The sequence below is a fragment of the Halomonas nitroreducens genome (assembly GCF_003966155.1).
GTDB lineage: Bacteria > Pseudomonadota > Gammaproteobacteria > Pseudomonadales > Halomonadaceae > Halomonas > Halomonas nitroreducens.
The window spans coordinates 51,518-73,079 of sequence record NZ_RXNS01000021.1; the positions used below are offsets into that span (position 1 = coordinate 51,518).

General features: G+C 71.1%; 22 protein-coding genes and 1 riboswitch. Of the genes, 13 read left to right on the forward strand and 9 right to left on the reverse strand.

What is annotated here, in order from left to right; genetic code table 11:
* Positions 1-28: 28 nt before the first annotated feature.
* Positions 29-562: a lactoylglutathione lyase gene (gene gloA / locus EKG36_RS18150; protein WP_126486628.1), complete on the reverse strand. Its 534-nt coding sequence runs from the start codon at positions 560-562 to the stop codon at positions 29-31.
* 255 nt (positions 563-817) lie between these two features.
* Between gloA and EKG36_RS18155 the strand changes: the two genes are divergently transcribed.
* The 13 genes from EKG36_RS18155 (at position 818) to thiE (ending at position 10,972) form a co-directional block, all read left to right on the forward strand.
* Complete coding sequence (locus EKG36_RS18155) at positions 818-1,162, forward strand: DUF6482 family protein (RefSeq protein ID WP_126486629.1); 345 nt, start codon at positions 818-820, stop codon at positions 1,160-1,162.
* Positions 1,163-1,221: 59 nt separating this feature from the next.
* Positions 1,222-1,710, forward strand: a complete 489-nt coding sequence (locus tag EKG36_RS18160) for a C40 family peptidase (RefSeq protein WP_126486630.1) — start codon at positions 1,222-1,224, stop codon at positions 1,708-1,710.
* A gap of 114 nt (positions 1,711-1,824) precedes the next feature.
* Positions 1,825-2,466 (forward strand): peroxiredoxin, encoded by a 642-nt coding sequence (locus tag EKG36_RS18165; RefSeq protein ID WP_126486631.1) that lies wholly within the window; start codon positions 1,825-1,827, stop codon positions 2,464-2,466.
* Between the two features lie 191 nt (positions 2,467-2,657).
* Positions 2,658-3,293, forward strand: a complete 636-nt coding sequence (locus tag EKG36_RS18170; protein WP_126486632.1) for a thermostable hemolysin — start codon at positions 2,658-2,660, stop codon at positions 3,291-3,293.
* A complete protein-coding gene (locus tag EKG36_RS18175; protein WP_126486633.1) occupies positions 3,277-4,728 on the forward strand; it encodes an AMP-binding protein in 1,452 nt (483 codons plus the stop codon). The genes EKG36_RS18170 and EKG36_RS18175 overlap by 17 nt, the downstream gene beginning before the upstream one ends.
* Positions 4,725-5,417 carry an iron-containing redox enzyme family protein gene (locus tag EKG36_RS18180; RefSeq protein WP_126486634.1) on the forward strand — a complete coding sequence of 231 codons (693 nt, stop codon included), beginning with the start codon at positions 4,725-4,727 and terminating at the stop codon, positions 5,415-5,417. The genes EKG36_RS18175 and EKG36_RS18180 overlap by 4 nt, the downstream gene beginning before the upstream one ends.
* Positions 5,404-6,234 (forward strand): SDR family oxidoreductase, encoded by an 831-nt coding sequence (locus tag EKG36_RS18185; protein WP_126486635.1) that lies wholly within the window; start codon positions 5,404-5,406, stop codon positions 6,232-6,234. Before EKG36_RS18180 ends, EKG36_RS18185 begins: the two co-directional genes overlap by 14 nt.
* Entirely contained in the window at positions 6,231-6,878 is a 648-nt protein-coding gene (locus EKG36_RS18190; protein WP_126486636.1) for a tetratricopeptide repeat protein, read from the forward strand. Before EKG36_RS18185 ends, EKG36_RS18190 begins: the two co-directional genes overlap by 4 nt.
* A 12-nt stretch (positions 6,879-6,890) precedes the next feature.
* Positions 6,891-7,571: a response regulator transcription factor gene (locus EKG36_RS18195; protein ID WP_126486637.1), complete on the forward strand. Its 681-nt coding sequence runs from the start codon at positions 6,891-6,893 to the stop codon at positions 7,569-7,571.
* Positions 7,568-8,944 (forward strand): ATP-binding protein, encoded by a 1,377-nt coding sequence (locus EKG36_RS18200; protein ID WP_126486638.1) that lies wholly within the window; start codon positions 7,568-7,570, stop codon positions 8,942-8,944. The genes EKG36_RS18195 and EKG36_RS18200 overlap by 4 nt, the downstream gene beginning before the upstream one ends.
* Before the next feature lie 125 nt (positions 8,945-9,069).
* The gene (locus EKG36_RS18205) at positions 9,070-9,351 is read left to right on the forward strand and encodes a hypothetical protein (protein ID WP_126486639.1); all 282 of its coding nucleotides are present in this window, start codon (positions 9,070-9,072) and stop codon (positions 9,349-9,351) included.
* A 75-nt stretch (positions 9,352-9,426) separates the two neighbouring features.
* A riboswitch (TPP riboswitch) is annotated at positions 9,427-9,529 on the forward strand.
* 32 nt (positions 9,530-9,561) lie between these two features.
* Positions 9,562-10,368 (forward strand): hydroxyethylthiazole kinase, encoded by an 807-nt coding sequence (thiM, locus tag EKG36_RS18210; protein WP_126486640.1) that lies wholly within the window; start codon positions 9,562-9,564, stop codon positions 10,366-10,368.
* Positions 10,358-10,972, forward strand: a complete 615-nt coding sequence (gene thiE / locus EKG36_RS18215) for a thiamine phosphate synthase (RefSeq protein WP_126486641.1) — start codon at positions 10,358-10,360, stop codon at positions 10,970-10,972. The genes thiM and thiE overlap by 11 nt, the downstream gene beginning before the upstream one ends.
* A 76-nt stretch (positions 10,973-11,048) precedes the next feature.
* Here the strand turns inward: thiE and EKG36_RS18220 are convergent, their stop codons facing one another.
* From EKG36_RS18220 to EKG36_RS18255, 8 genes are all read right to left on the reverse strand, one after another.
* Positions 11,049-11,597 carry a cytochrome b/b6 domain-containing protein gene (locus EKG36_RS18220; protein ID WP_126486642.1) on the reverse strand — a complete coding sequence of 183 codons (549 nt, stop codon included), beginning with the start codon at positions 11,595-11,597 and terminating at the stop codon, positions 11,049-11,051.
* A gap of 16 nt (positions 11,598-11,613) precedes the next feature.
* Entirely contained in the window at positions 11,614-11,895 is a 282-nt protein-coding gene (locus EKG36_RS18225; protein ID WP_126486643.1) for a PepSY domain-containing protein, read from the reverse strand.
* Positions 11,896-12,017: 122 nt separating this feature from the next.
* The gene (locus tag EKG36_RS18230; RefSeq protein ID WP_126486644.1) at positions 12,018-12,893 is read right to left on the reverse strand and encodes a DMT family transporter; all 876 of its coding nucleotides are present in this window, start codon (positions 12,891-12,893) and stop codon (positions 12,018-12,020) included.
* Positions 12,894-13,025: 132 nt separating this feature from the next.
* Positions 13,026-14,432, reverse strand: a complete 1,407-nt coding sequence (locus tag EKG36_RS18235) for a serine hydrolase (protein WP_246007563.1) — start codon at positions 14,430-14,432, stop codon at positions 13,026-13,028.
* Positions 14,433-14,541: 109 nt separating this feature from the next.
* Positions 14,542-17,418: an HD domain-containing phosphohydrolase gene (locus tag EKG36_RS18240; RefSeq protein ID WP_185827610.1), complete on the reverse strand. Its 2,877-nt coding sequence runs from the start codon at positions 17,416-17,418 to the stop codon at positions 14,542-14,544.
* 129 nt (positions 17,419-17,547) lie between these two features.
* A complete protein-coding gene (locus EKG36_RS18245) occupies positions 17,548-18,312 on the reverse strand; it encodes a sulfite exporter TauE/SafE family protein (protein WP_126486646.1) in 765 nt (254 codons plus the stop codon).
* Positions 18,313-18,411: 99 nt separating this feature from the next.
* Positions 18,412-19,770: a 2-oxoadipate dioxygenase/decarboxylase HglS gene (gene hglS / locus EKG36_RS18250; RefSeq protein WP_126486647.1), complete on the reverse strand. Its 1,359-nt coding sequence runs from the start codon at positions 19,768-19,770 to the stop codon at positions 18,412-18,414.
* A 42-nt stretch (positions 19,771-19,812) separates the two neighbouring features.
* Positions 19,813-21,562 (reverse strand): (Fe-S)-binding protein (locus EKG36_RS18255; protein WP_281274437.1); only part of this gene is annotated, 1,750 nt, incomplete at its 5' end.

The window sequence follows — 21,562 nt, forward strand, 5'->3', positions numbered from 1 at the left end:
ATGCCGCGCCGTCAACGGGATCGGGCCCTCAGTCGCCCTTGCCCAGCATCCGGGCGGCCTCGATCACCTCGATCCAGTAGCCGTCGACGTCCTTGACGAAGACCACGTCCTTCATCTTGCCCTGGTCGGGACGCTTGATGAACTCGACCTCGTTGGCATCGAACCAGGCCACGGCGGCATCCAGGTTCGGCACCGAGAAGCAGATATGGCCGAAGCCCTGCGGCTCGGCATTGCCGTCATGATAAGCGAAGTCGGTCTGGTCCTCGGTCCCCCAGTTGTGGGTCAGCTCGAGCAGGCCCCGCTGGCTGAAGGTCCAGACGGTGCGCTCGTCGGTATCCTCCGGCACTCGGTCCTCGTCGTCGAGCCTGGCCAGGAAGTACAGCGAGAACTGCATCTCCTCGAAGTCGAGGCGGCGCAGCACGCGCATGCCGAAGACCCGCGAGTAGAAGGACAGCGCGGCCTGGGGATCCTTGACCCGCAGCATGGTGTGATTGAGGCGGAAACCGTCGGTATCGCCGGTCGGCGTCTTCACGCCGGGATGCTGCTCGCCCTTGAAGCTCATGGAATCTCCTTGTCTGGGGGTTGGTGAGGCGTTCTACAGGTATGGCGGCGACCGGCGAACTTTTCCACCCCGCACGGTCGTGGCGGTGCGTCAATGATATACAAGACCTATACACGAACAACACCCCCTGCAACCTGCCGGTCCTGCCGCGACCGCGTTTCTCCATGGCGCCTTCTGACCCCACTAAGGGTTGGCGGGGCGCCGAGAAGGCTTCTACATTGGCTATACACGGCCCACCGATACCAGGAGCACCTCATGACCGCCATCGACATGTCACTGGGCGATCACATCACCCTCAAGCAGCTGTCTCACGCCCTGTCCCATGGCCTGTCGCCGATCGTCGAGGTGGAGTCCATGGACGGCATCTACACCGTGCGCTTCCACCATGCCAATGGCGTCTCCACCCTGTCCGACAAGGAGGGGCGCACCTGCACCTTCCTCGGCACCGGCGAGATCCGCGACCTGCTCGGCGGGCTCGGCCTGACGCATGGCGTCCTCACCTGGGCCGACCAGTGCGGCGACGAGATGATCGGCGTGCCGGGCCATGCCATGACCCCGGACGAGATGCTGACCCACGGCACTCGAATCGCTTTCCGCTGATATTCACAAGCCCGGTCCTGGCGGACTAGAGTGGAGGCAGGACGCAGGGGAGACAGCGCATGCCGACCAACGCCCGCTTGCGACGCCTCGGATGCCAGACCGGGTGGCTATTGATGATCCTGGCCCTCGCCGGCTGCGCGGGGCGTGAGCTGTCGACCCGCGATACGCTGCAGCTCAGCGTGGATCGTGCCCTGATCCTGGCCGAGGCCCGCCAGACCCTGGGAACTCCCTACCGCTATGGCGGCACTTCCTCCCGCGGCCTGGACTGTTCGGGGCTGGTCCAGCGGGTCTACGCCCGGGCCGGCATACGGGTGCCGCGGACCTCCCGCCGACAATACGAGCGCCTGCCGCGGATCGAACGGGCAAGGCCGGGCGACCTGCTGTTCTTCGCCACCGCCGGGCGGGGCCAGGCCAGCCACGTGGGCATCTACCTGGGCGATGGCGAGATGATTCACGCTCCCGGCCGCGGTCGGCGGGTCAGTATCACCTCGCTGTCCCAGGACTACTGGCAGGAACGCTTCCTGGGAGCCGCCGCCCCGGCCCCCTGATGGCACCGCCTGCCGGAGCGATGGCCGGGGTCGTCCCGTGGGGACGGCTCCTGCGCGCAAGCCGACCGGCCTCGCCGGGGCGAGGCCGTCACACCTTATGATCTGGAGAAAACCATGTCACTACGACTCGGCGACACTGCCCCCGACTTCACCCAGGAAAGCACCGAGGGGCCCATCCACTTCCATGAATGGGCCGGCGACAGCTGGGTCATCCTGTTCTCCCATCCCAAGGACTTCACCCCGGTGTGTACCACCGAGCTCGGCGAGGTCTCACGCCTCAAGCCGGAGTTCGAGAAGCGCAACACCAAGGTCATCGGGCTCTCCGTCGACCCCCTGGAGGACCACAAGGCCTGGGTCGGCGACATCCAGGAGACCCAGGGCTGCGCCCTGAACTTTCCGCTGCTGGCGGACGCCGACCGCAAGGTCAGCGACCTCTATGACATGATCCATCCCAACGCCAACGACACCCTGACGGTGCGCAGCGTCTTCATCATCGATCCCAACAAGAAGATCCGCCTGACGCTGACCTACCCGGCCAGCACCGGGCGCCACTTCGACGAGATCCTGCGCGTACTCGACAGCCTGCAGCTCACCGACACGCACAAGCTGGCCACCCCGGTGAACTGGCAGAACGGCGACGACTGCATCATCGTGCCGTCGGTGACCAACGAGGAAGCCAGGACGCTGTTCCCGGAGGGCTGGGACGAGCAGAAACCCTATCTCCGCCTGGTCAAGCAGCCCGGCAAGTCGAGCTGACGCGCCCGGGATCGTCAGCGACGACGCCGGCCACGTGCCGGCGTCGTCTGCGCTTCGGACTGGCCGAGCACCAAGACGCGGGCTGAGCCTACATCCGCCCCTGAGTGAGCGGCCCGGCTCCGGCGGCGCGCTTAAGCCTGCGTTAAGTTGCTCCCGCCATAGTATCGGGGAACCGTCTTGGAGACGCCCCGATGCGCGACCGTCCTTTCCCCGCCCCCCAGGGATCGTCACTGGAATGGCGTGAAGCCCACCACTGGTCCGACCGGCGACGCCTGGAAGGCCTGATCCACCAGTGCTTCGCCGCCGAACACGATGCCCGCATCCACCACTTCCTGCCACGGCTGTTCGGTCTCTGGCAGGCCGCCTTGCCCCAGGCGGCGGTGGGCCTGCAGCGGGCCGACGCGGGCCCCCTCTTCCAGGAGCGCTACCTGGATGTGCCCGCGGAACGGCGCCTGAGCGAGCACCTGGGCCGCGTCATCGGCCGCGACGGCCTGGCCGAGATCGGCAACCTGGCCAGCCGACGCCACGGCCTGCAGCGCCGTCTCTTCCTGCACCTGATCGACCAGTTGGCCGGCGAGGGCCTGGAGTGGGTGGTGTTCACCGCGCTGCCGACGGTGGCCAGCGGCATTCGCCGGCTGGGCATCGACCTGCTGGCGCTGCAGCCGGCTGACCCGGCGCGCCTCGGCGACGATCGCGCCGCCTGGGGCCGCTACTATGACCGCGGCCCCTGGGTGATGGCCGGTGACCTCCAGCTCGCCCGGCATCGCCTGCGGGCAGCCGGCCTGCTGCCCTTTCCCCGGGAGGCCGTCCATGAGCGCCTGGCGTGAGGCCTTCCTCGCCCACCTGGCCCGGCATGCCGAGGCCCGGCCGAAGGCCATGGCGCTGCGCGACGATCATCGGCAGCTGCGCTATGGCGACCTCGAGGCCGAGGTGACACGGCGCCGACGGCGACTGGACGCGGCCGGCGCCCGGCGCGTGGGATTGGCCCTGGACAATGGCCTCGACTGGGCCCTCTGGGACCTGGCGCTGCTCGCCGGCAACCGGGTGGTGGTCCCGGTACCGGCCTTCTTCAGTGCCGGGCAGCGCCGCCACCTCGCCGATGCCGCCGGCCTCGACGCCTGGATCGGCCCCGGCGGCAACGCCCCGGGATTCGCGCCGGCCGGGGATGCCGATATCGCCACCCGCCCGCTGACCGCCCCGCCGCCCCTGCACCCCGGCACCAGCCGCATCACCTTCACCTCCGGCACCAGTGGAACCCCCAAGGGGGTGTGCCTCGACGCGGCGGCCCCACTGAAGGTGGCGACCAGCCTGGCCGAGGTGGTCGGCCCGCTGGCGATCACCCGCCACCTGGCCATGCTGCCCCTGGCCACTCTGCTCGAGAATATCGGCGGCCTCTACCTGCCGCTGCTGCTGGGTGCCGAGATCGGCCTGCCCCCGGTGGCGAGCGTCGGCTGGCAGGGTGCCAGCGGGTTCACCCCCGCGGCGGCCCTGGCGGCGATCGTCGCCTATCGGCCCCATAGCCTGATCCTGGTGCCCCAGCAGCTCCAGGCCCTGGTCGATGCCGCCCCTCGGGCACCGGCGGGACTGCGCCTGGTCGCCGTGGGCGGTTCCCGAATCGCCGCCCCCCTGCTCGCGCAGGCCCTGGCCGCCGGCTGGCCGGTGGTCGAGGGCTACGGGCTTTCGGAATGCGCCTCGGTGGTCTGCCTCAACCGCCCCGGCAACCCACCCCGGGGGGTGGGCCCCCCGCTGCCCCATGCCAGGGTCCGCCTGGACGCCGATGGCCAGGTCCTGGTCCATGGCGCCAGCATGCTCGGCTACCTGGGCGAGGCCCCGGCATCGGCCTGGCACGCCACCGGCGACCTCGGCCGCTGGGACGGCGATGCCCTGAGGCTCGCGGGGCGCCGACGGGAGGTCTTCATCACCGCCTATGGGCGCAACGTCGACCCCCAGTGGGTCGAGGGCATGCTCTGCTCCCGCCCGACCGTCGCCCAGGCCCTGGTCCACGGCGAGGCCCTGTCCACCAACCGGGCGCTGATCGTGCCCGCCGACCCGGCGCTCGAGGACGCCCGGATCGCCGCGGATATCGCCGTCGCCAATGCCAGCCTGCCCGACTACGCCCGGGTGGGCGAGTGGCGCCGCTGCCCCCCCTTCACGACACGTAACGACCAGCTGACGGCCAACGGCCGCCTGCGCCGCGCGGCCATCCTGGCCGCCCACCGTGACTGGCTGTGTCACGACGACCGCCAAGGAGTGAGCTCATGAACGCCTACCGACATCTCCAGGACGCCACCCGCGCCGAACGCGAGTGGCTGCTGGCCACTCCCCTGCTGACCCGCGCCGTCAACGGCGAGGTCGACCGGGACGAGTACCTGGCCTTCCTCGGCCAGGCCTACCACCACGTACGCTTCACGGTGCCGCTGATGATGGCCTGCGGCGCCCGCCTGCCGGACCGCCTGGCCTGGCTGCGCGACGCCATGGTGGAGTATATCGACGAGGAGCATGGCCACGAGCGCTGGATCCTCGACGACATCCGTGCTGCCGGCGGCGACTCCGAGGCGGCCCGGACGGCGCCCCCCGACCCGGCCACGGCCCTGATGGTGGCCTTCGTGCGGGACCGCATCGCCCATGGCAACCCGGTGAGCTTCCTCGGCATGGTTCAGGTCCTGGAGGGCACCAGCACGGCGGTCGCCACCCGGGCCGCGGAAAGCCTGCAGGAGCGCCTGGGCCTGCCCGACGACGCCGTCCGCTACCTGAGCTCCCACGGCAGCCTGGATATCGGCCACCTGGCCTTCTTCGAGGCGCTGATCGAGCGACTCGACGAGACGGACCTGCCGGCGGTGATCGACACCGCGCGCATGGTCTACCGCCTGTATGGCGCCATGTTCCGGGGCGTCACCGCCCGCTGCAGGGGCGGCGATGCCACCCGGGAGCTCGCCGATGCCCTGGCCTGAACGCGACCGCCTGGCGGGCGGCTGGGGCGCCCAGCGCGTGCTGCTGACCGGGGCCAGCGGCGGTATCGGCCGGGCGCTGGTGGCGGAACTCGCCGAGGCCGGCGCCTGGCTGCTGATCAGCGGACGCAATGCCGAGACCCTGGAGGCCCTGCGCTGCCGCCACTCGTCGCGGGTATCGGCCCTGCCCGCCGACCTGACCCTTGCCGAGGATCGCCGTCGCCTGGTTGCCGCGGCCCGGGAAGCGGACTGCAACATGCTGATCAACGCCGCCGGCATGAACCGGGCCGAGTTGTTCGAGGACGGCGACGACGCGGCCATCGCCCAGCTGGTGGCCACCAACCTGACCGCCACCCTGCAGCTGACCCGCGCCCTGCTCCCGCAGTTGCGCACGGCGGAGCACGGTCGCCTGGTCAACCTGGGCTCGGCCTTCGGCCAGATCGGCTACCCGGGCCAGGCCACCTATTGCGCCACCAAGTTCGCCCTCCACGGCTTCAGCCAGGCGCTTCGCCGCGAAGTCGCGGACACCTCGCTGAAGGTGCTCTACATCGCTCCCCGGGCGACCCGCACTGCCATGAACGCTCCGGCAGTGGAGGCCATGAACCGCGAGCTCGGCAACACCATGGACACCCCCGAAGGGGTCGCCCGGCAGGTGCGCCTTGCCATCGAGCGGGGCCGCAAGGAGACCCGACTGGGTGGCCCGGAGCGCCTGTTCGCCCGGCTCAATGCCCTGCTGCCGGGGCTGGTCGACCGTGCCCTGCGCCAGCAGCTTCCCACTATCCGCCGCTTCGTCGGCACCTCGCGAGGAGACACGCCATGAGATCCCGCCTCTTCCCGCTGCTGCTCGTCGCACTGGCCTGGCCGGTGACGCTGCCCGCCCTGGCCATGGAGACCGGAGTGGCGGAGGCCGTGCAACGGCTGCAGAGCCGCTGGGCCGAGATCCGCTACACCCTGCCGGCCGATCGCCAGGCCGACGCCTATGCACGCCTGGCAGAGGCGGCCGACAAGGCGCTGGCCGCCCACCCCGACGCCGCCGAGCTGCACGTCTGGGCCGGCATCGTGCGCGCCACCCAGGCCGGGGCCAGCGGCGGCCTGGGGGCCCTGAGCCTGGTCAAGCAGGCCAGGGCCCAGCTGGAGGCCGCTCTGGCGCTGGATCCGCTGGCCCTGGACGGAGCCGCCTATACCAGCCTCGGCGCCCTCTATTACCAGGCGCCGGGCTGGCCGCTGTCCTTCGGCGACGACGACCGCGCCGAGCACTACCTGCGCCGCGGGCTGGCCGTGAACCCAGGAGGGCTCGACAGTCTCTTCTTCTGGGGCGACTATCTGCACGAGCAGGGGCGCGACGAGCAGGCCCGGCGGGTCCTGCGACAGGCCCTGGACGCATCCCCCCGCCCGGGGCGCGAGCGCGCCGATGCCGGCCGCCGCGAGGAAATCCGCCATCTGCTCGCCGAGCTCGATCACTGACAAGGAACGCTCATGCGCATACTGCTGGTGGAAGACGACCCCAGCCTGGCGTCGGGTATTCGCCTGGCGCTGAAACCGGAGCACTATACCGTCGACATCCTCGACGACGGCCAGACGGCGCTGGCCACCCTGCGCGGGGACGAACCCTTCGACGCCGTCATCCTCGACCTGGGCCTGCCCCGGCTGGACGGCATCGCGGTGCTCGAGCGCCTGCGGCGGGCCGGCAACCGGGTGCCGGTGCTGGTGTTGACCGCCCGGGACGGCATCGATGACCGTATCCAGGGGCTGGACTCCGGTGCCGACGACTACCTGACCAAGCCCTTCGAGGTCGCCGAGCTCAAGGCGCGGCTGCGCGCCTTGCTGCGGCGCAGCCAGGGCCACGCCAGCAGCGTGATCCGCTTCCGGGATATCGAGCTCGACCCCGGCACCCGCCGGGTCAGCTTCCGGGGCGAGCCGGTGACGCTCTCGCGTCGCGAGTTCACCCTGCTCCAGGAGTTCCTCAGCCATCCGGGGCGGGTCTTCACCCGTGACACCCTGACCCGGCTGGTCTATGGCTGGGACGAGGATGTCGAGAGCAACGCCATCGAGGTCCACGTGCATCACCTGCGCCGCAAGCTCGCCCCCGAGATGATCCGCACCCTGCGCGGCATCGGCTACGTGATGGACAAGCCGCCACGGGACGGCGGCGAATGAGGTCGATCCGTCGTCGCACCCTGGGGATCGTACTGCTGGTGTTCGGGCTCAGCATGCTGGTGATCGGCGTCACCAGCTACCGGGATGCCGCCCATGAAGTCGAGGAACTCTTCGACGCCCGCCTGACCCAGAACGCCCGGCTCCTCGAGGGCCTGATGCGTGCCCCGCTGCCCGACGATCGCCGCGATGCCCTGCTGGCCAGCCTCGAGAGCGCCCTGCAACGCGCCGACCGGGCCGACAAGCGCATCGCTGGCCATCGCTACGAGAGCAAGCTGACCTTCCAGGTATGGCGAGGAGACACCCTGCTGCTGCGCTCGGCCAGCGCCCCGGCGCAGCCCTTCACCCCGCTGCGCGACGGCTACGAGGACGTGCAGCTGGACGACCATGCCTGGCGGGTCTATGCCCTGAGCGGGTCCGATGACGGCCTGCGGGTCCTGGTCGGCGAGCGGGAGGATGTGCGCGGCGAGCTGGTGCGGCTCATCGCGCTGCGCACCCTGATGCCGGACCTGGTCGGCCTCCCGGTGCTGGGGCTGCTGCTGTGGTGGGCCATCGGCTGGGGGCTCCGGCCACTGTCGCGCATGGCCGACCAGATCCGGAGCCGCGATCCCCACAACCTGCGTCCCCTGCCGGCCTCGCCGCTGCCCCGGGAGCTCGCCACCATCGCCGGCGCCCTGAACCGTCTGCTCGAGCGGATCCGTGACCTGCGCACCCGGGAGAAGCGCTTCATCGCCGATGCCGCCCACGAGCTGCGAACCCCACTGGCGGTGCTGGACCTGCATGCCCAGAACGCCCTGGCCACCTCGGACCCGGACGATCGCCGCGAGGCGCTCACCCAGTTGCGTGACGGGGTCGCCCGTGCCACCCGCCTGGTCACCCAGTTGCTGACCCTGGCCCGCCTGGACCCCGAGCAGGAGGCCGGTGCCGCCGGCCAGCGGGTCGACCTGCTCCATGAGACCCGCGAAGCCCTGGCCGAGCTGATGCCCCTGGCCGCCGATCGCGGCCAGGACATCCAGCTCGACGCCGACGAGCACAGCGACTGGACACTGACGGCCGAGCCCGGCGCCATTGCCACCCTGCTGCAGAACCTGGTCGGCAATGCCCTGCAGCACTCGCCGCAGGGTGCCCGGGTGCGGGTCTCGCTGTCGGCCTCGCCGCACCTGCTCGACCTGACCGTCGATGACCAGGGCAGTGGCATCCCCACGGCCCAGCGCGCCCAGGTCCTCGAGCGCTTTCACCGCGCCGGCCCGGGCGCCGGGGCCGGCCTCGGCCTGTCCATCGTCGACCGCCTGGTGCAGCGCCACGGTGGCCACCTGGAGCTGGACGAGGCACCCGGCGGCGGTTTGCGCGTCGTTGCCCGTTTGCCCCGTCGCTGACCGCGATGTGTCACCGTTGTTATCGAAATGTCATCGTTGTTTAAGCCCACCTTAAGCTGACGCCCCTAACGTGGTTACATCGTGAGCCATGACGACAACGACAACGACACAAGAGGAGCAGGCCGATGACACAGACGATGCCGATGGCGTCGGGCGCGGCCCGACAGCGCGCCGGCTGGCTGGTGATGGCCGGGGTGCTGCTGCTCGCCGCGGGCGGGCTGATCGCCTGCTGGGGCAAGGTCGGCCTGCCGCTGGGCCTGATCGGTCTGGCCGCCGCGGCGACCGCCCTGCTGTGCCCGGAGCGCCATGAGCCCGGCGAGCCCGAGACGACCAGCCGCACGCTGAGTCTCCAGCACCTCAGCCAGGCCAGCCTGTTGACGCTGGCCGCCCTGCAGCTGGCCTCCTGAGCGATGGACAGATACCCGGCAGCCCCCGCCCGGGGGGGATGGCTTTACAGCCAGCGGCCGAACGGGGATAGTGACAACTGACGACAGGGGCGCCGGCGCGGCAGGCCGCACCGGCTGAGAGGCACCCTTATCACCTGACCCGGATAATGCCGGCGGAGGGAGTCGTGCCGGCCCTTCGTCCGGCCCGCCTCCCCTCCCCCGGGAGGCCCTATGCATACCATCGATCCCGCCGAACCCCTTGCCCGGGTGCGCGCGTCCACGCCGCTGGTCCACAACATCACCAACCATGTGGCGATGAACACCATGGCCAATGTGCTGCTGGCCCTGGGGGCCTCCCCCGCCATGGTGCATGCCCGCGAGGAAGTGACCGAGTTCGCCGGCCTGGCGAATGCCTTGACCCTCAACATCGGCACCCTCTCCCCGTCCTGGGTGGATGCCATGGACGACGCAGCCCGCGCCGCCACGACCGCCGGCAGGCCCTGGGTCCTCGATCCCGTCGCGGTGGGCGCCACCGCCCTGCGCCGCGAGGCCGGGGCCCGCCTGCTGGCCCTCGGCCCCACCGCGATCCGCGGCAATGCCTCGGAGATCCTGGCCCTGGCCGATCAGCGCGGCGGGGGCCGCGGCGTGGACAGCACCGACGCGACCGCCAGCGCCGAGCAGGCCGCCGTGACCCTGGCCCGACGCAGCGGCGCCGTGGTCGCGGTCACCGGCGAGGTCGACCTGGTCACCGACGGCCGGCGCCTGGCGCGGATCGCCGGCGGCCATGCCCTGATGCCGCGGGTCACCACCCTGGGCTGCGCCCTGACCGGCGTGGTCGGCGCCTACCTGGCCGGGGGGGAGGATCCCTTCACCGCCACGGTGGCGGCCCTGGCCGGCTACGCCGTCGCCGGGCAAGTCGCCGGCGAGGCCGCCGCCGGTCCCGGCAGCTTCGCCGTGGCCTTCCTCGATGCCCTCCATGCCCTGGACGGCCCTACCTTGACCGCGCGCGCGCGCCTGGAGATCACCGATGCGAGCTGACCTGTCTCTCTACCTGGTCACCGACCCGGGGCTGTGCGAGGCCCATGGCCTGGTCGAGACCGTCATGGCCGCGGTGCGCGGGGGCGTGACCCTGGTACAGCTGCGCGACAAGCACGCCAGCGACGCCGAGCTCGTGCCCCTGGCGCGCCGGCTCAAGACGATGCTGGCCGGCACCGGCGTGCCGCTGGTGATCAACGATCGCCTGGAGGTGGCCCTGGCCAGCGGCGCCGATGGCCTGCATATTGGCCAGGATGACGGCGAGGTGGCCGACGCCCGGGCGGCGCTGGGCCCGGACGCCCTGCTGGGTCTCTCGGTGCAGACCCGCGAACAGCTGGCCCGGCTCGACGCGTCACGGCTCGACTACCTGGGGCTGGGGCCGGTCTTCGCGACCCCCTCCAAGCACGACCATGCCGCCCCGCTGGGTTTCGCGGGCCTGGCCGAGCTGGTGGCGGCGAGCCCCCTGCCGACGGTGGCCATCGGCGGGCTCAAGGCCGAGCACGCCCGGGACGTGTTCCGGGCGGGGGCCGAGGGCCTGGCGGTGATCTCCGCCATCTGCGGCACCCCGGATCCCGAGGCCGCTGCCCGCGCCTTCCCGAGGCGCTGAGCCCGGCTCCCACGACGACGCCCCGCCCCCGCCCGATGCGGGCCGAGGACATGACCGCGCCGCATCGCGGAGGGCCTCAGCGTGGTGACCGGTCGTCGGGAAGCCGCCGATAGCCGTGCACCATGCCCGCGATGAGGTCGTCGCGGCACTGCCGGCTCTCCAGCAGGGCGCCCAGCACATGCAGGGGAACCAGCAGGGCGATGGCATTGGCCATGGCCTCGTGGAGCTCCTCGACCCAGGCCACGCCCCAGAAGCGCAGGGTCTCCTCCATCAGGTACCCGGTCACGCCCAGGCCCAGCAGCAGGGACAGCAGCGTGAGCATCATCAGTGCGCCCAGCGGCGTATGGGTGATGCGCGGCGCCTGCGGCCCGCCGGCGAAGGCGCGCCACAGGCGCCGCGGCGTCGGCCAGAAGCTGCGCCAGCGGGCCGGCCAGGGGCCGATGAAGCCCCACAGGATGCGCACGCCGATCAGCACCACGATGGCGTAGCCGATCCACTGGTGCCAACCCTCACCCTCGTCGGTCAGGGCGAAATTGGCCGCGAAGCCCGCCACCAGCAACCAGTGCACCAGGCGCACCAGCGGGTCCCAGACGCGGACGCGAGACCGGCGGAATGATTCCTTCATGGCACGCCTCCCGGACTCAGTCATCGATCTCCTGCTCGACGATGCTGCCGTCGACCGGATCGAAGTAGATCTCGACACGGCGCTGCTGGTCATCCCAGCCGTAGATCTCGTAGCAGTGGCCGTCGGTGGTCTTGAACGCCTTGATCTCGTAGCCCATCTCGCCGATGCGCTGCTTCATCTCGTCGGTGGACAGCCATGCGTCCTGGGGCGCCTCGGTGCAGGTCGGGCTCGCCAGGGCCAGGGTAGCCGTCATCGACAGGCCCAGGGCCATCAGCCCTTTCACGACAGTCGCCTTCATTGCGCGGCCTCCTTGAGGAAGGTAAGGGGGGGGGGCGAGAGGCTCTCGCCACCCCCTTACCCTGGCAACGACGGCTTAAGGCAGGCTTAACCGCAAGACGATCGCACGACGACGGGCGGGGACTAGGCGCTGGGACGGCGGTTCAGGGAGGTGCGGCGCTCGTGATAGGCGATGGCCAGGCCGCTGACGATGATCAGCGAGCCACCCACGAACACCCACAGGTCCGGCACCTCGCCCCAGAACCCCCAGCCCAGCAGCACCGCCCATAGCAGGGCCGTATAGTCGAAGGGCGCGGCCAGCGCCGCCGGAGCATAGCGGAAGGCCAGGGTGAGACCGGCCATGGCTCCCACCCCGAGACAGCCGGCCGTCAGGAAGGCCGGCCAGTGCAGGGGGGCCGGCATCTGCCAGACCCAGGGCAGGGTCATGGCCGAGACGAGCAGCGGCACCAGGGTGGTGTAGAAGACCATCGCCCAGAGGTGCTCGCGTTCGCCGTAGCGCCGCGCGGTGATCATGGTCAGGGCATAGAACACCGCCGCCGCGACCACCACCAGGGCCCCGGGCTGGAAGCTCTCGCCGCCCGGCCGCACCACCACCACCACCCCGACGAAGCCCAGCAGGGTGGCCAACACCGTGAAGCGATCGACTCGCTCGCCGAGCAGCGGCACCGACAGCAGGGTCACGAACAGCGGCGCGGCGAAGGCGATGGCGGTGGTCTCGGCCAGCGGCAGCAGGGTCAGCCCCCACATGAAGCAGATCATGGTGCCGCTGAAGATCAGGCCGCGCAGCAGGTGCACCCCCGGGCGCCGGGTGCGCAGGGTCTGCAGCCCACCATTGAACCGCGCGATCAGCACGATCAGCGGCAACGAGACCAGGGTGCGGAAGAAGATGATCTGCAGTGGCGAATGGGTCTCGCCCAGCCACTTGGTGAGGGCGTCGCCCAGCGCCAGGCACAGCACCCCACCACACATGTACAGGATGCCCTTCAGCGACGATGACATGAAAACCGCCTCCTTGCGTCTGCTCACCCCGGTCCCGGGCAGGAAGAAAAAACCACCCCGCCGGCGGAACCGGCGGGGCGAGGATTCCCTACCAACCTAAGGGGAGCCGTGGGCGGCAGCAAGCCTTCCGGGCTAGAGACTGGCCTGGACCACCATGCATTCCATGCCCTGGGCCTGCAGGCGGCGACAGGCACTGCGGGCCTGGCCCTCCTGCATGTCCACCAGGCGCGCGCGATAGACGCCCGCACCGTCGACACGGGGCACCGCGACCCGGGCATCCGCCATCTCGCTGGCCAGGCGATCGGCCGCCCGGCCGGCCAGGCGCCGGGCATGGTCGGCATTGCTGAAGGCACCGATCTGCACGCCCCAGCCGCCCTCGGCCGCGTCGCCCTCGGCGAGCACCTGACGGATGGGATCGACGGCAGCCGAGGCAGAGGCGACGCCGCCTGGTACCGTCGGCGACGCGACATGCTCGGCCATGACGGGCCTGGCCGGGACCAGCGTCTCGTCGATGGAGGGGGAGACGGCCGTCGAGGACACCGCCGGCGTTGCCGGCGCCGGCCGGGCGCCGGCCGGGCTCGCGGGAGTGGCGGCGGTATCGAGGCTCGCCAGCATCTGGCCGGCGGGCTGCATCGGTGCCGCCGGGGCCATGGCGCCGGGCATCAGACGCTCGCCGGCGATCGCGGTGCGGGCCAGCCAGCCGTGGCCATCGGCCAGGGAGGCCCGCACGAAGCCGCGGTCCAGCAGGTCGGCCATGTGCTCGTCCCGGGAGGCGGCGGTGAAGCCACCCATCACCACCGACAGCATGCGCCGCCCGTCTCGCACCGCCGAGGTCGCCACGTTGAAGCCCGAGGCCCGGATGAAGCCGGTCTTGAGGCCGTCGGTGCCGGGGTAGTCGGCGAGCAGGCGATTGTGGCCACGATAGCTGTTGCCCCGCCAGCTGAAGCGCTGCAGGGAGAAGTAGGGGTAGTACTGGGGGAAGTCGAGCATCAGCCGCCGGGACAGCACGGCCATGTCCCGGGCCGTGGTGACCTGGCGGTCATCCGGCAGCCCGGAAGCGTTGCGGAAGGTGGTGTCATGCATGCCCAGCTCCCGGGCCCGGTCGGTCATCATCCGGGCGAAGTGGGGCTCGCTGCCGCCCAGCGCCTCGGCGACCACCACGGCCACGTCGTTGGCGGAGCGCACGACCAGCGACTCGATGGCGGTCTCCACCGGGATGCTGTCGCCGGGCTTGAGGTACAGCTTGGTCGCCGGCATGGCCGCCGCCGCGGCCGACACGGGCAGGCGATCATCGAGGCTCAGGCTGCGCCCCTCGAGGGCCTCGAAGAGCAGGTAGAGGGTCATCATCTTGGTCAGCGAAGCCGGGTAGCGAGGCGCATCGGCATTCTCGGCATAGAGGATCTCGTGGGTGTCGGCATCGATGACGATGCCGGCATAGCGCGGATTCTCCGCCTGGGCGGCGCCGGCCATGACCAGCAGGCCGACCAGCAGCGTGACGACGGTGGCTAGGCGCCACCGCAGGAAGCTCGTGGACCCCATTGACGTTCCCCTGATATTTGGCTTGCTACATGAGTGCATTATGACCCACCCAGCCAGGCTGTACAGGGTGAAAGGCGTCGACTTCCTGGCCAATTCACGGCTTTGCCCTTCAGGAGACCGGGCGGGCCAGCCCCGCCTGGACCTTGAGGGCGTCGATGTCCACGCGGTCGATCTGCTCGGCCGCCAGGAAGCGCGTCGCGTAGTCGCGCCAGACCCCGCTGTCGAGCAGCAGCTGGAAGACCACGGGGTCCAGGTGACCGTCCCGGACCATGCTCGCCAGGATCGACAGGGACTGCGACAGGGTCATGCCGGGCTTGTAGGGACGGTCGACCGCGGTCAGCGCCTCGAACACATCGGCCACCGCCATGATGCGCTCCTCCAGGCTCGCCTCGGCCAGCACCAGGCGGCGTGGATAGCCCTGTCCATCCACGCGCTCGTGGTGGTTGCCGGCGATGGCCGGCACCTGGCGCAGGTGGGCTGGCCAGGGCAGCGAATCCAGCATGATGATGGTCTGGACGATATGCTCCTGGATGCGGAAGCGTTCCACGTCGTTGAGCGTGCCGCGCGCCACCCGCAGGTTGTAGAGCTCACCCTGATGCCCGGCCACCTCGGGGGGACGCATGTCGAACCCCCAGCGGTTGTCGGGGTCCTCCGGGGCCACGGGCGGCGGCTTGACGGCCCAGTCGATCAGGTGCCGGGGCCGGTCGGCCAGCAGCGGCTCCGCCGCCGGCAGGGCGACCTCGGGCTCCCGTGCCAGGCGCTTGGCCTCGTCCTCCGAGACCCCCAGGCGATCGTCGAAGTGACGCCACCAGCGCCACTCGGCGATCTCCTCCAGCCGCCGGGCGCGCGCCTCGTCGAGGCGCTCGCCACCCAGGTTGACCTCGGCGACCAGCCGCCAGGCCGCCTGGAGTTCGGCCTGGCGCCGGTCCCGCGCCTCGGCGAGCACCTCCGTCTCGCCGCCCTCGGCGCGTCCCCGCCAGTACAACACCTCGGCGTCCCGCCACAGTACCTCGAAGCGGGTACGGATCTCGTGGATCCGGTTATAGCGGGTCTCCAGCTTGGTCGCCTTCTCCATGACCTCGTCCGGCGTGGTCAGCTTGCCGCAGTCGTGGAGCCAGGCGGCCAGGTGAAAGGCGGTGCGCCGCTCCTCGTCCACCGTCTCGGCGGCGAAGGGCCCGGTGCGGTCGCGCGCCACGCCCTGCAGCAGCATCTCGGCGAGCTGCGGCACCCGGGAACAGTGGCCGCCGGTATGCGGGGACTTGGCATCCGTCGCCGCGGCGATCAGCTCGACGATGGCGTCCAGCAGGCGTTTCTCGCCCTCCAGCAGGCGGCGCATCTCGATCGCCACGGCGGCGGCCCCGGACAGCTCCTCGACGAAGCGCCGCCAGGGCCGGTCGTCCTCCGCTTCGGGCTCACCGCGCAGGGCCAGCAGCAGCAGCCCCAGACGGTGCCCGCTGCGGTTGCACAGTGGCTGGACCAGGTAGCCGCGAGCCTCGAGCTGACCACTGAGGGTCGCCAGGCCCTCATCGGTCACGGCCGTCAGCGCCAGCTGCCCGGGCAGAGCGGCATCGCCGCCGCTGCCCGCCTCCGCCACACAGGCGAAACGCGAGGCGTCGACCTCGTCTACCAGGTAGATGGCACCGTGGCGACTGTCGGTGATCCGCAACAGGTCATCGAGGATGCCGGCGAGCATCGTCTCCAGGCGGGGCTCGCTGCTGAGCGTGCGGGTCATGCGCTGGAAGTCCGCGATGCTGCCGGCCATGCCCTCCAGGGCCTGGCTCAGCTGCTGGACCTCGCGTACCGGCGAGGCGGTGCCGCGATAGCCGGCGAAATCGAAGCCGGCCAGGGCTCGGACCTGCTCGGCCAGGGAGTAGAGCGGCTCACCGAGACGATGGCCGACCCAGATCCCCAGGGGCAGCAGGGCCAGCACCAGACCGCCGGCCACCAGGGAGCGCTGCCAGAGCAGGCGGCGCGTCCCGGCCAGCATCTCGCGCTCCGGCACCGCCAGCAGCAGATGGGCCTGGGTGGAGCCCATGGCCTGGAAGGGCAAGCGCATGCCGAACCAGGCCTCCCCCGCGACACGGAAGCGCACCGCCTCCTGCTGGCGGCCGAGCGCATCCAGGCGGGACAGGACCGGGTCCTCCAGCTCGCGAAGCTGCGCCAGCCGCGGCCCGGCGGGCGTATCGACGAGCAGGCGCTGCACCTCGGGGTGGGCCAGCACCCGATCGCGCTGCGAGACCACGGCCAGCCGCGTCCCCGGCGTGAGCCTGAGCGAGGCGATCTCGGCGCCGAGGTCTGCCAGCGAGGCATCCAGCCCCACCACGGCGCGGCCATCGGCACTGCGTCGGGAGAGGGTGACGCCGATCTCGCGGGTGGTGAAGAACACATAGGGCGAGGTGAGATGCTCGTCGACGGAGGACTGGGCCTGCCGGTACCAGGGCCGGGTGCGCGGGTCGAAGTCGTAGTCCGGCATGGCCCGCCGCCCCAGCAACTCCAGCGCCTCGTCGTAGAGCCGCCACTCTCCGTAGCGCTGGCCTCGCGGATCCCGGGCGACCGCCTGCACCAGGTAGTGGGCCCGCGCGATGCCCTCGAGCCGCGGCAGGCGGTCCTCGGCCACGCGGTCCACCGGTCGCAGCAGCAGGAAGTCGCCGTTGGCATAGCCGATGAAGACGGCGCTGGCCACCTCATGGGTCTCCAGGGCTCCGGCCAGCAGCGGCAGGTCCTCCAGGCGATCGGCCAGCAGTTCGTCGGAGGCCAGGTCGTCCCGGGCCAGCAGGCGCACCACCACGCGCGCCGGGTCGATCAGACGTCGGGAGCGTTCCTCGGTGGTGAGGGCGAGCTGGCGCCCGGTATCCCGTACGGCACTGACCAGCACGCGATCGGCTCCCCGGGCGCCATGCCACAGCAGTACCCCCGCCAGGATCAGCATCAGCCCGACGATCGACAGGGCGATCAGCGTTTGCAGGGACAGGGCTCGGCGCAGCATGGCGGGTTCCCGATGGCAGCCTGAGGGAGGACCGGCGTGGACCGGTCATGCATCTCAGCATATCCCAAGCTCGGCAAGGCCTCTCGTCCGCCGTGCGCCGCCCCCGTCAACGAGGGGCGCGGGCCGGGTTCATCCCAGCCCCAGGCGCTGCAGCCCCAGCCAGGCCAGGCGCAGCGACAGCAGTGTCAGGGCGGCACGAAAGAGACGGTCGAAGCGATGCTCGGAGAGGCGGTGCAGCAGGCGCAGCCCCAGCCAGGTGCCGGCGAAGCCGGCGCCGACCATGGCCAGGATCAGGGCCAGCCAGTCATGGAAGACGAACCCGGCCACGCCGAAGACGAAGGCCTTGGTCAGGTGCTGGGCCATCATGCAGGCGGAGAAGGTCGCCACCTTGGCCAACCGCCCTGCCTGGCGCTGCTTGATGAAGGCCGCCACTACCGGGCCGCTGGCCCCGACCAGGCTCGACAGCAGGGTGGTCACTGCGCCGACGACCAGGGTACCGGCCCGGCCCAGGGCACGCCTGGGCAGCCCCGGCCCCCAGCAGGTGAAGAGCACGAAGGCGGCGATGCACAGCTCCAGCGCTCCCGCCGGCAGCCGGATCAGCAGCCAGGCGGCGACCAGGGCACCGATCGCCACGCCGGGCAGGAAGGCCAGCAGGGTGACGCGGTCGACGTGCCGCCAGGTCATGGCCATGCGGCCCACGTTGGAGCCCAGCTGCACCATGCCGTGCACCGGAATCAGCGCCGCCGCCGGCATCACCTGGGCCAGGGCCATGATCATCAGCACCCCGCCACCGGCGCCCACTGCCGCCGTGAAGGCCGAGGTCAGCACCGAGAGCAGGACCAGCAGCAGGTTGAGGGAGGCGGAAAGCGGCGAGAGGCTGTCGAGCAGCGGCATGGGGCATCCCTGTCCGAAGGCGATGGCCCCATGATACCCGAGCCGCGCGCGGCCGGTGGGCTGACCGGCCGCTGGCGGGACGACGGCCTCGGGGCGGGATCAGGCCGCCAGGGCCTCGAGCACCGCCTCCCGGGAGGCCCGCTCGCGCTCGGCATAGAGCGCCAGCTCGTCGGCGACGGCTGCGCCCAGGGCGGCCTCGAAGGCTTCGCGGTTGGCGTTGCCGGCATAGGCCGCGTTCTCGCCGCCGCCCAGGTTCGACTGGAAGATACCCGCCGCGCTGACCGGCAGGAAGTCCTCGTAGGTGATCGGCCGGGCGACCACCAGGCCCTTGCCGATCAGCGTCTCCAGCTCGGTCTCCGCGACCCGGCCGGCCGCGCGGCCGGCCTCGGTGAGCTGGTACTCGAAGAAGGCCAGCCCCTGGCGGCGAAGCGCCTCCTCGCTGTCCGGGAAATCGGCGAAGACCCTCGCCAGGCGCTGCTGATGCTCGGTGTTGCCGAGCCCGGCGGCCTTGCGGCGTGACTCGCCGAGCAGGCTGTCATAGAGGGCCCGGCCCTCAGTGGTGAGCGCCACGCCGCGTTGCTCGATCTCGCCGAAACGGGCGGTATGGGTGCCCTGGCGCTCGCCCTTGAAGCGGGTCGGCTCCTCCAGTGCCTTGAAGCTGGTCTGGCGCAGCAGGATCGGGCAGTCGCGACGGGGAGGGCCCTCGATGACCGCCTTGGGGTTCATGCCGGCGGCCGGCATGCGTCGCTGGACCTCGTCGATGTCCAGGGTGCGCGGGGTCAGATGATTGATGTGCGGGCCGCGGAAGCAGACCACGTCGGCGATCAGCCGGTGCTCGGCGTGCAGGGCCTCGTAGGTGTCCAGGTCCACGGTGGCGTCGCGGTGCCAGCGGAAGGTCTCCAGCGCCTCGGCCACGAAGCGCTCGGCCTGCTCATCGGTGAGCCCGCCCTGGGCCTCATGGCGGGCGATCAGCTCCCGGGCGCCGGGGGTGAAGATGTCACGCTCGGCGAGGATCGCCGCGGCGCGCTCGCGCAGCGCGGGGGACTCGATCAGCTCGAGGCGCAGCAGCGAAGTGAAGATGCGAAAGGGGTTGCGCGCCAGGGCGGCATCGTCGACGGGACGAAACGCCGTGGAATGCACCGGCACGCCGGCCTCGGAGAGGTCGTAGTAGCCCACCGGGTGCATGCCCATCACGGCGAACAGGCGGCGCAGCATGGCGAGCTCAGCCGCGGTGCCCACGCGAATGGCGCCGTGGCGCTCCACGTTCAGGCGGGCCAGCTCGTCGTGGGCCGCGAGCCGCTCGGCCAGGGCGCCGTCGCGTTCGAGGGTCTCGCGGTTCACCCGCTCGACCAGCTCGAGCAGGGTCTCGTACTGGGGCACCTCGGCCTGGTACATGGCCGACATGGCCTTGGAGAAGCGATCGCGGATCTCGTCGCAGGAGACATAGGGAGTGGTCATGTCACTTACCTCGTGGGTTTTGTTGGAGCGATAAGGGGTGAGTCACTGAAGGGGGGCCTTGCCGGCCCGCCGGAGCACCTCCAGCAGGCCCTGCAGCGGGTGCGGCAGGGCGCTATCCGAGAGCCGCTTGGCCTGGCTGCGGCAGGAGTAGCCGCTGGCCAGCAGGCGGCCGGCGTTGGCCGGGTCCTCCACCCGCGGCTGCCAGGACTGGGCGTAGATGGTCGCCGAGGTCTCGCGGTTGCGCGCCTCGTGGCCGTAGGTGCCCGACATCCCGCAGCAGCCGGTGGCCAGCACCTCGAGCTCCAGGCCGAAGGCGGCGAACACCCGCTGCCAGGCCCGGGGCGTGCCCGAGGCGTTGGTCGTCTCGGTGCAGTGGGCCAGCAGCCGATAGCCGGGGTCGTCGAGGCTGACGCCTTCGGGCACCAGCGATGAGGTCTCCTCGACCAGCCGCTCACTCAGCCATTCGGGCAGCAGCCGCACCTCGGGCACGGCCTCCTCGCCCAGCGCCTTCACGTACTCCTGGCGATAGGTCAGGGTCATCGCCGGGTCGAGGCCCACCAGCGGCACGCCGAAACCGGCCAGCGTCCTGAGCCGCTCGGCCTGCCGGGCCGCGGTGCGTTCGAAGGCGCCGAGAAAGCCCTGGACGTGCAGCGGCTTGCCGTTGGGCGCGAAGGGCGCCACGAACACCCGCACGTCGAGGCGCTCGAGCAGCTCGACGACGTCCATCACCAGCGTGGCCTCGAAATAGCTGGTGAAGGCATCCTGCACCAGTACCACGCTCTTGGCCTTCTGGGCCGCGGTCAGCCGGCCGAGCGTCGTCGGGGTGGCCTCGGCGACGCCCCAGGCGGCAAGCTGTTTCTTGAGGCTCGCCCGGGACAGCCGGGGGCTGTCGACCATGCCGATGGGGCCGGCCAGCAGGCGCTCCACCCAGCGAGTGTCCAGGGCGGCGTTGTAGAACGGCGCCACGGGCGCGAGGTAGGGCACCAGGAACTCCAGCCCGCCGATCAGGTAGTCGCGCAGCGGGCGCAGGTAGCGGCCGTGGTAGACCTCGAGGAACTGCGAGCGAAAGGTCGGCACGTTGACCTTCACCGGGCACTGGCCGGCGCAGGACTTGCAGGCCAGGCAGCCGGCCATGGCGTCGTAGACCTGGTGGGAAAAGTCGGCCTCACCGCGGCGCCGGGCCAGGGTGTTCCTGAGCTTCCCGGGGAAGGCCCGGACGGCGCCCCAGGCGCCCTGGGCGCGCTGCTGCCGCGCCGCCTCGACCACGTCGACGCCGGCATGGCCCTGCAGGCGCAGCCACTCGCGCATCAGGCTGGCACGGCCCTTGGGCGAGTGGATGCGCTCGCGGGTGGCCTTCCAGGACGGGCACATGGCGTCATCGGGATCGTAGTTGTAGCAGGCGCCGTTGCCGTTGCAGTAGACGGCGTCGCCATGGGCCTGCCAGACCCGCTCGTCGATCTGCCGGTCGTGCTGGCCGCGGGTCGGCACGCCATCGATGGCCAGCAGGCCCGGGTCGACCCATTTTACGGCCTGCTCGTCACTGGCGGGCGCTTCCGGCTCGGCAGTGGGAGCCTGGGCCCCACCCGCATCGTCGGGCGGGGTAGAGAGCGGCGTGGCGATCTTGCCGGGGTTCAACTGGTTGTGCGGGTCGAAGGCGGCCTTGAGGCGGCGCAGGCTGGGGTAGAGCGGGCCGAAGAAGGCCGGGGCGTACTCGGAGCGCACCCCCTTGCCGTGCTCGCCCCACAGCAGGCCGCCGTATTTCCGGGTCAGCGCGGCCACCGCGTCGGAGATC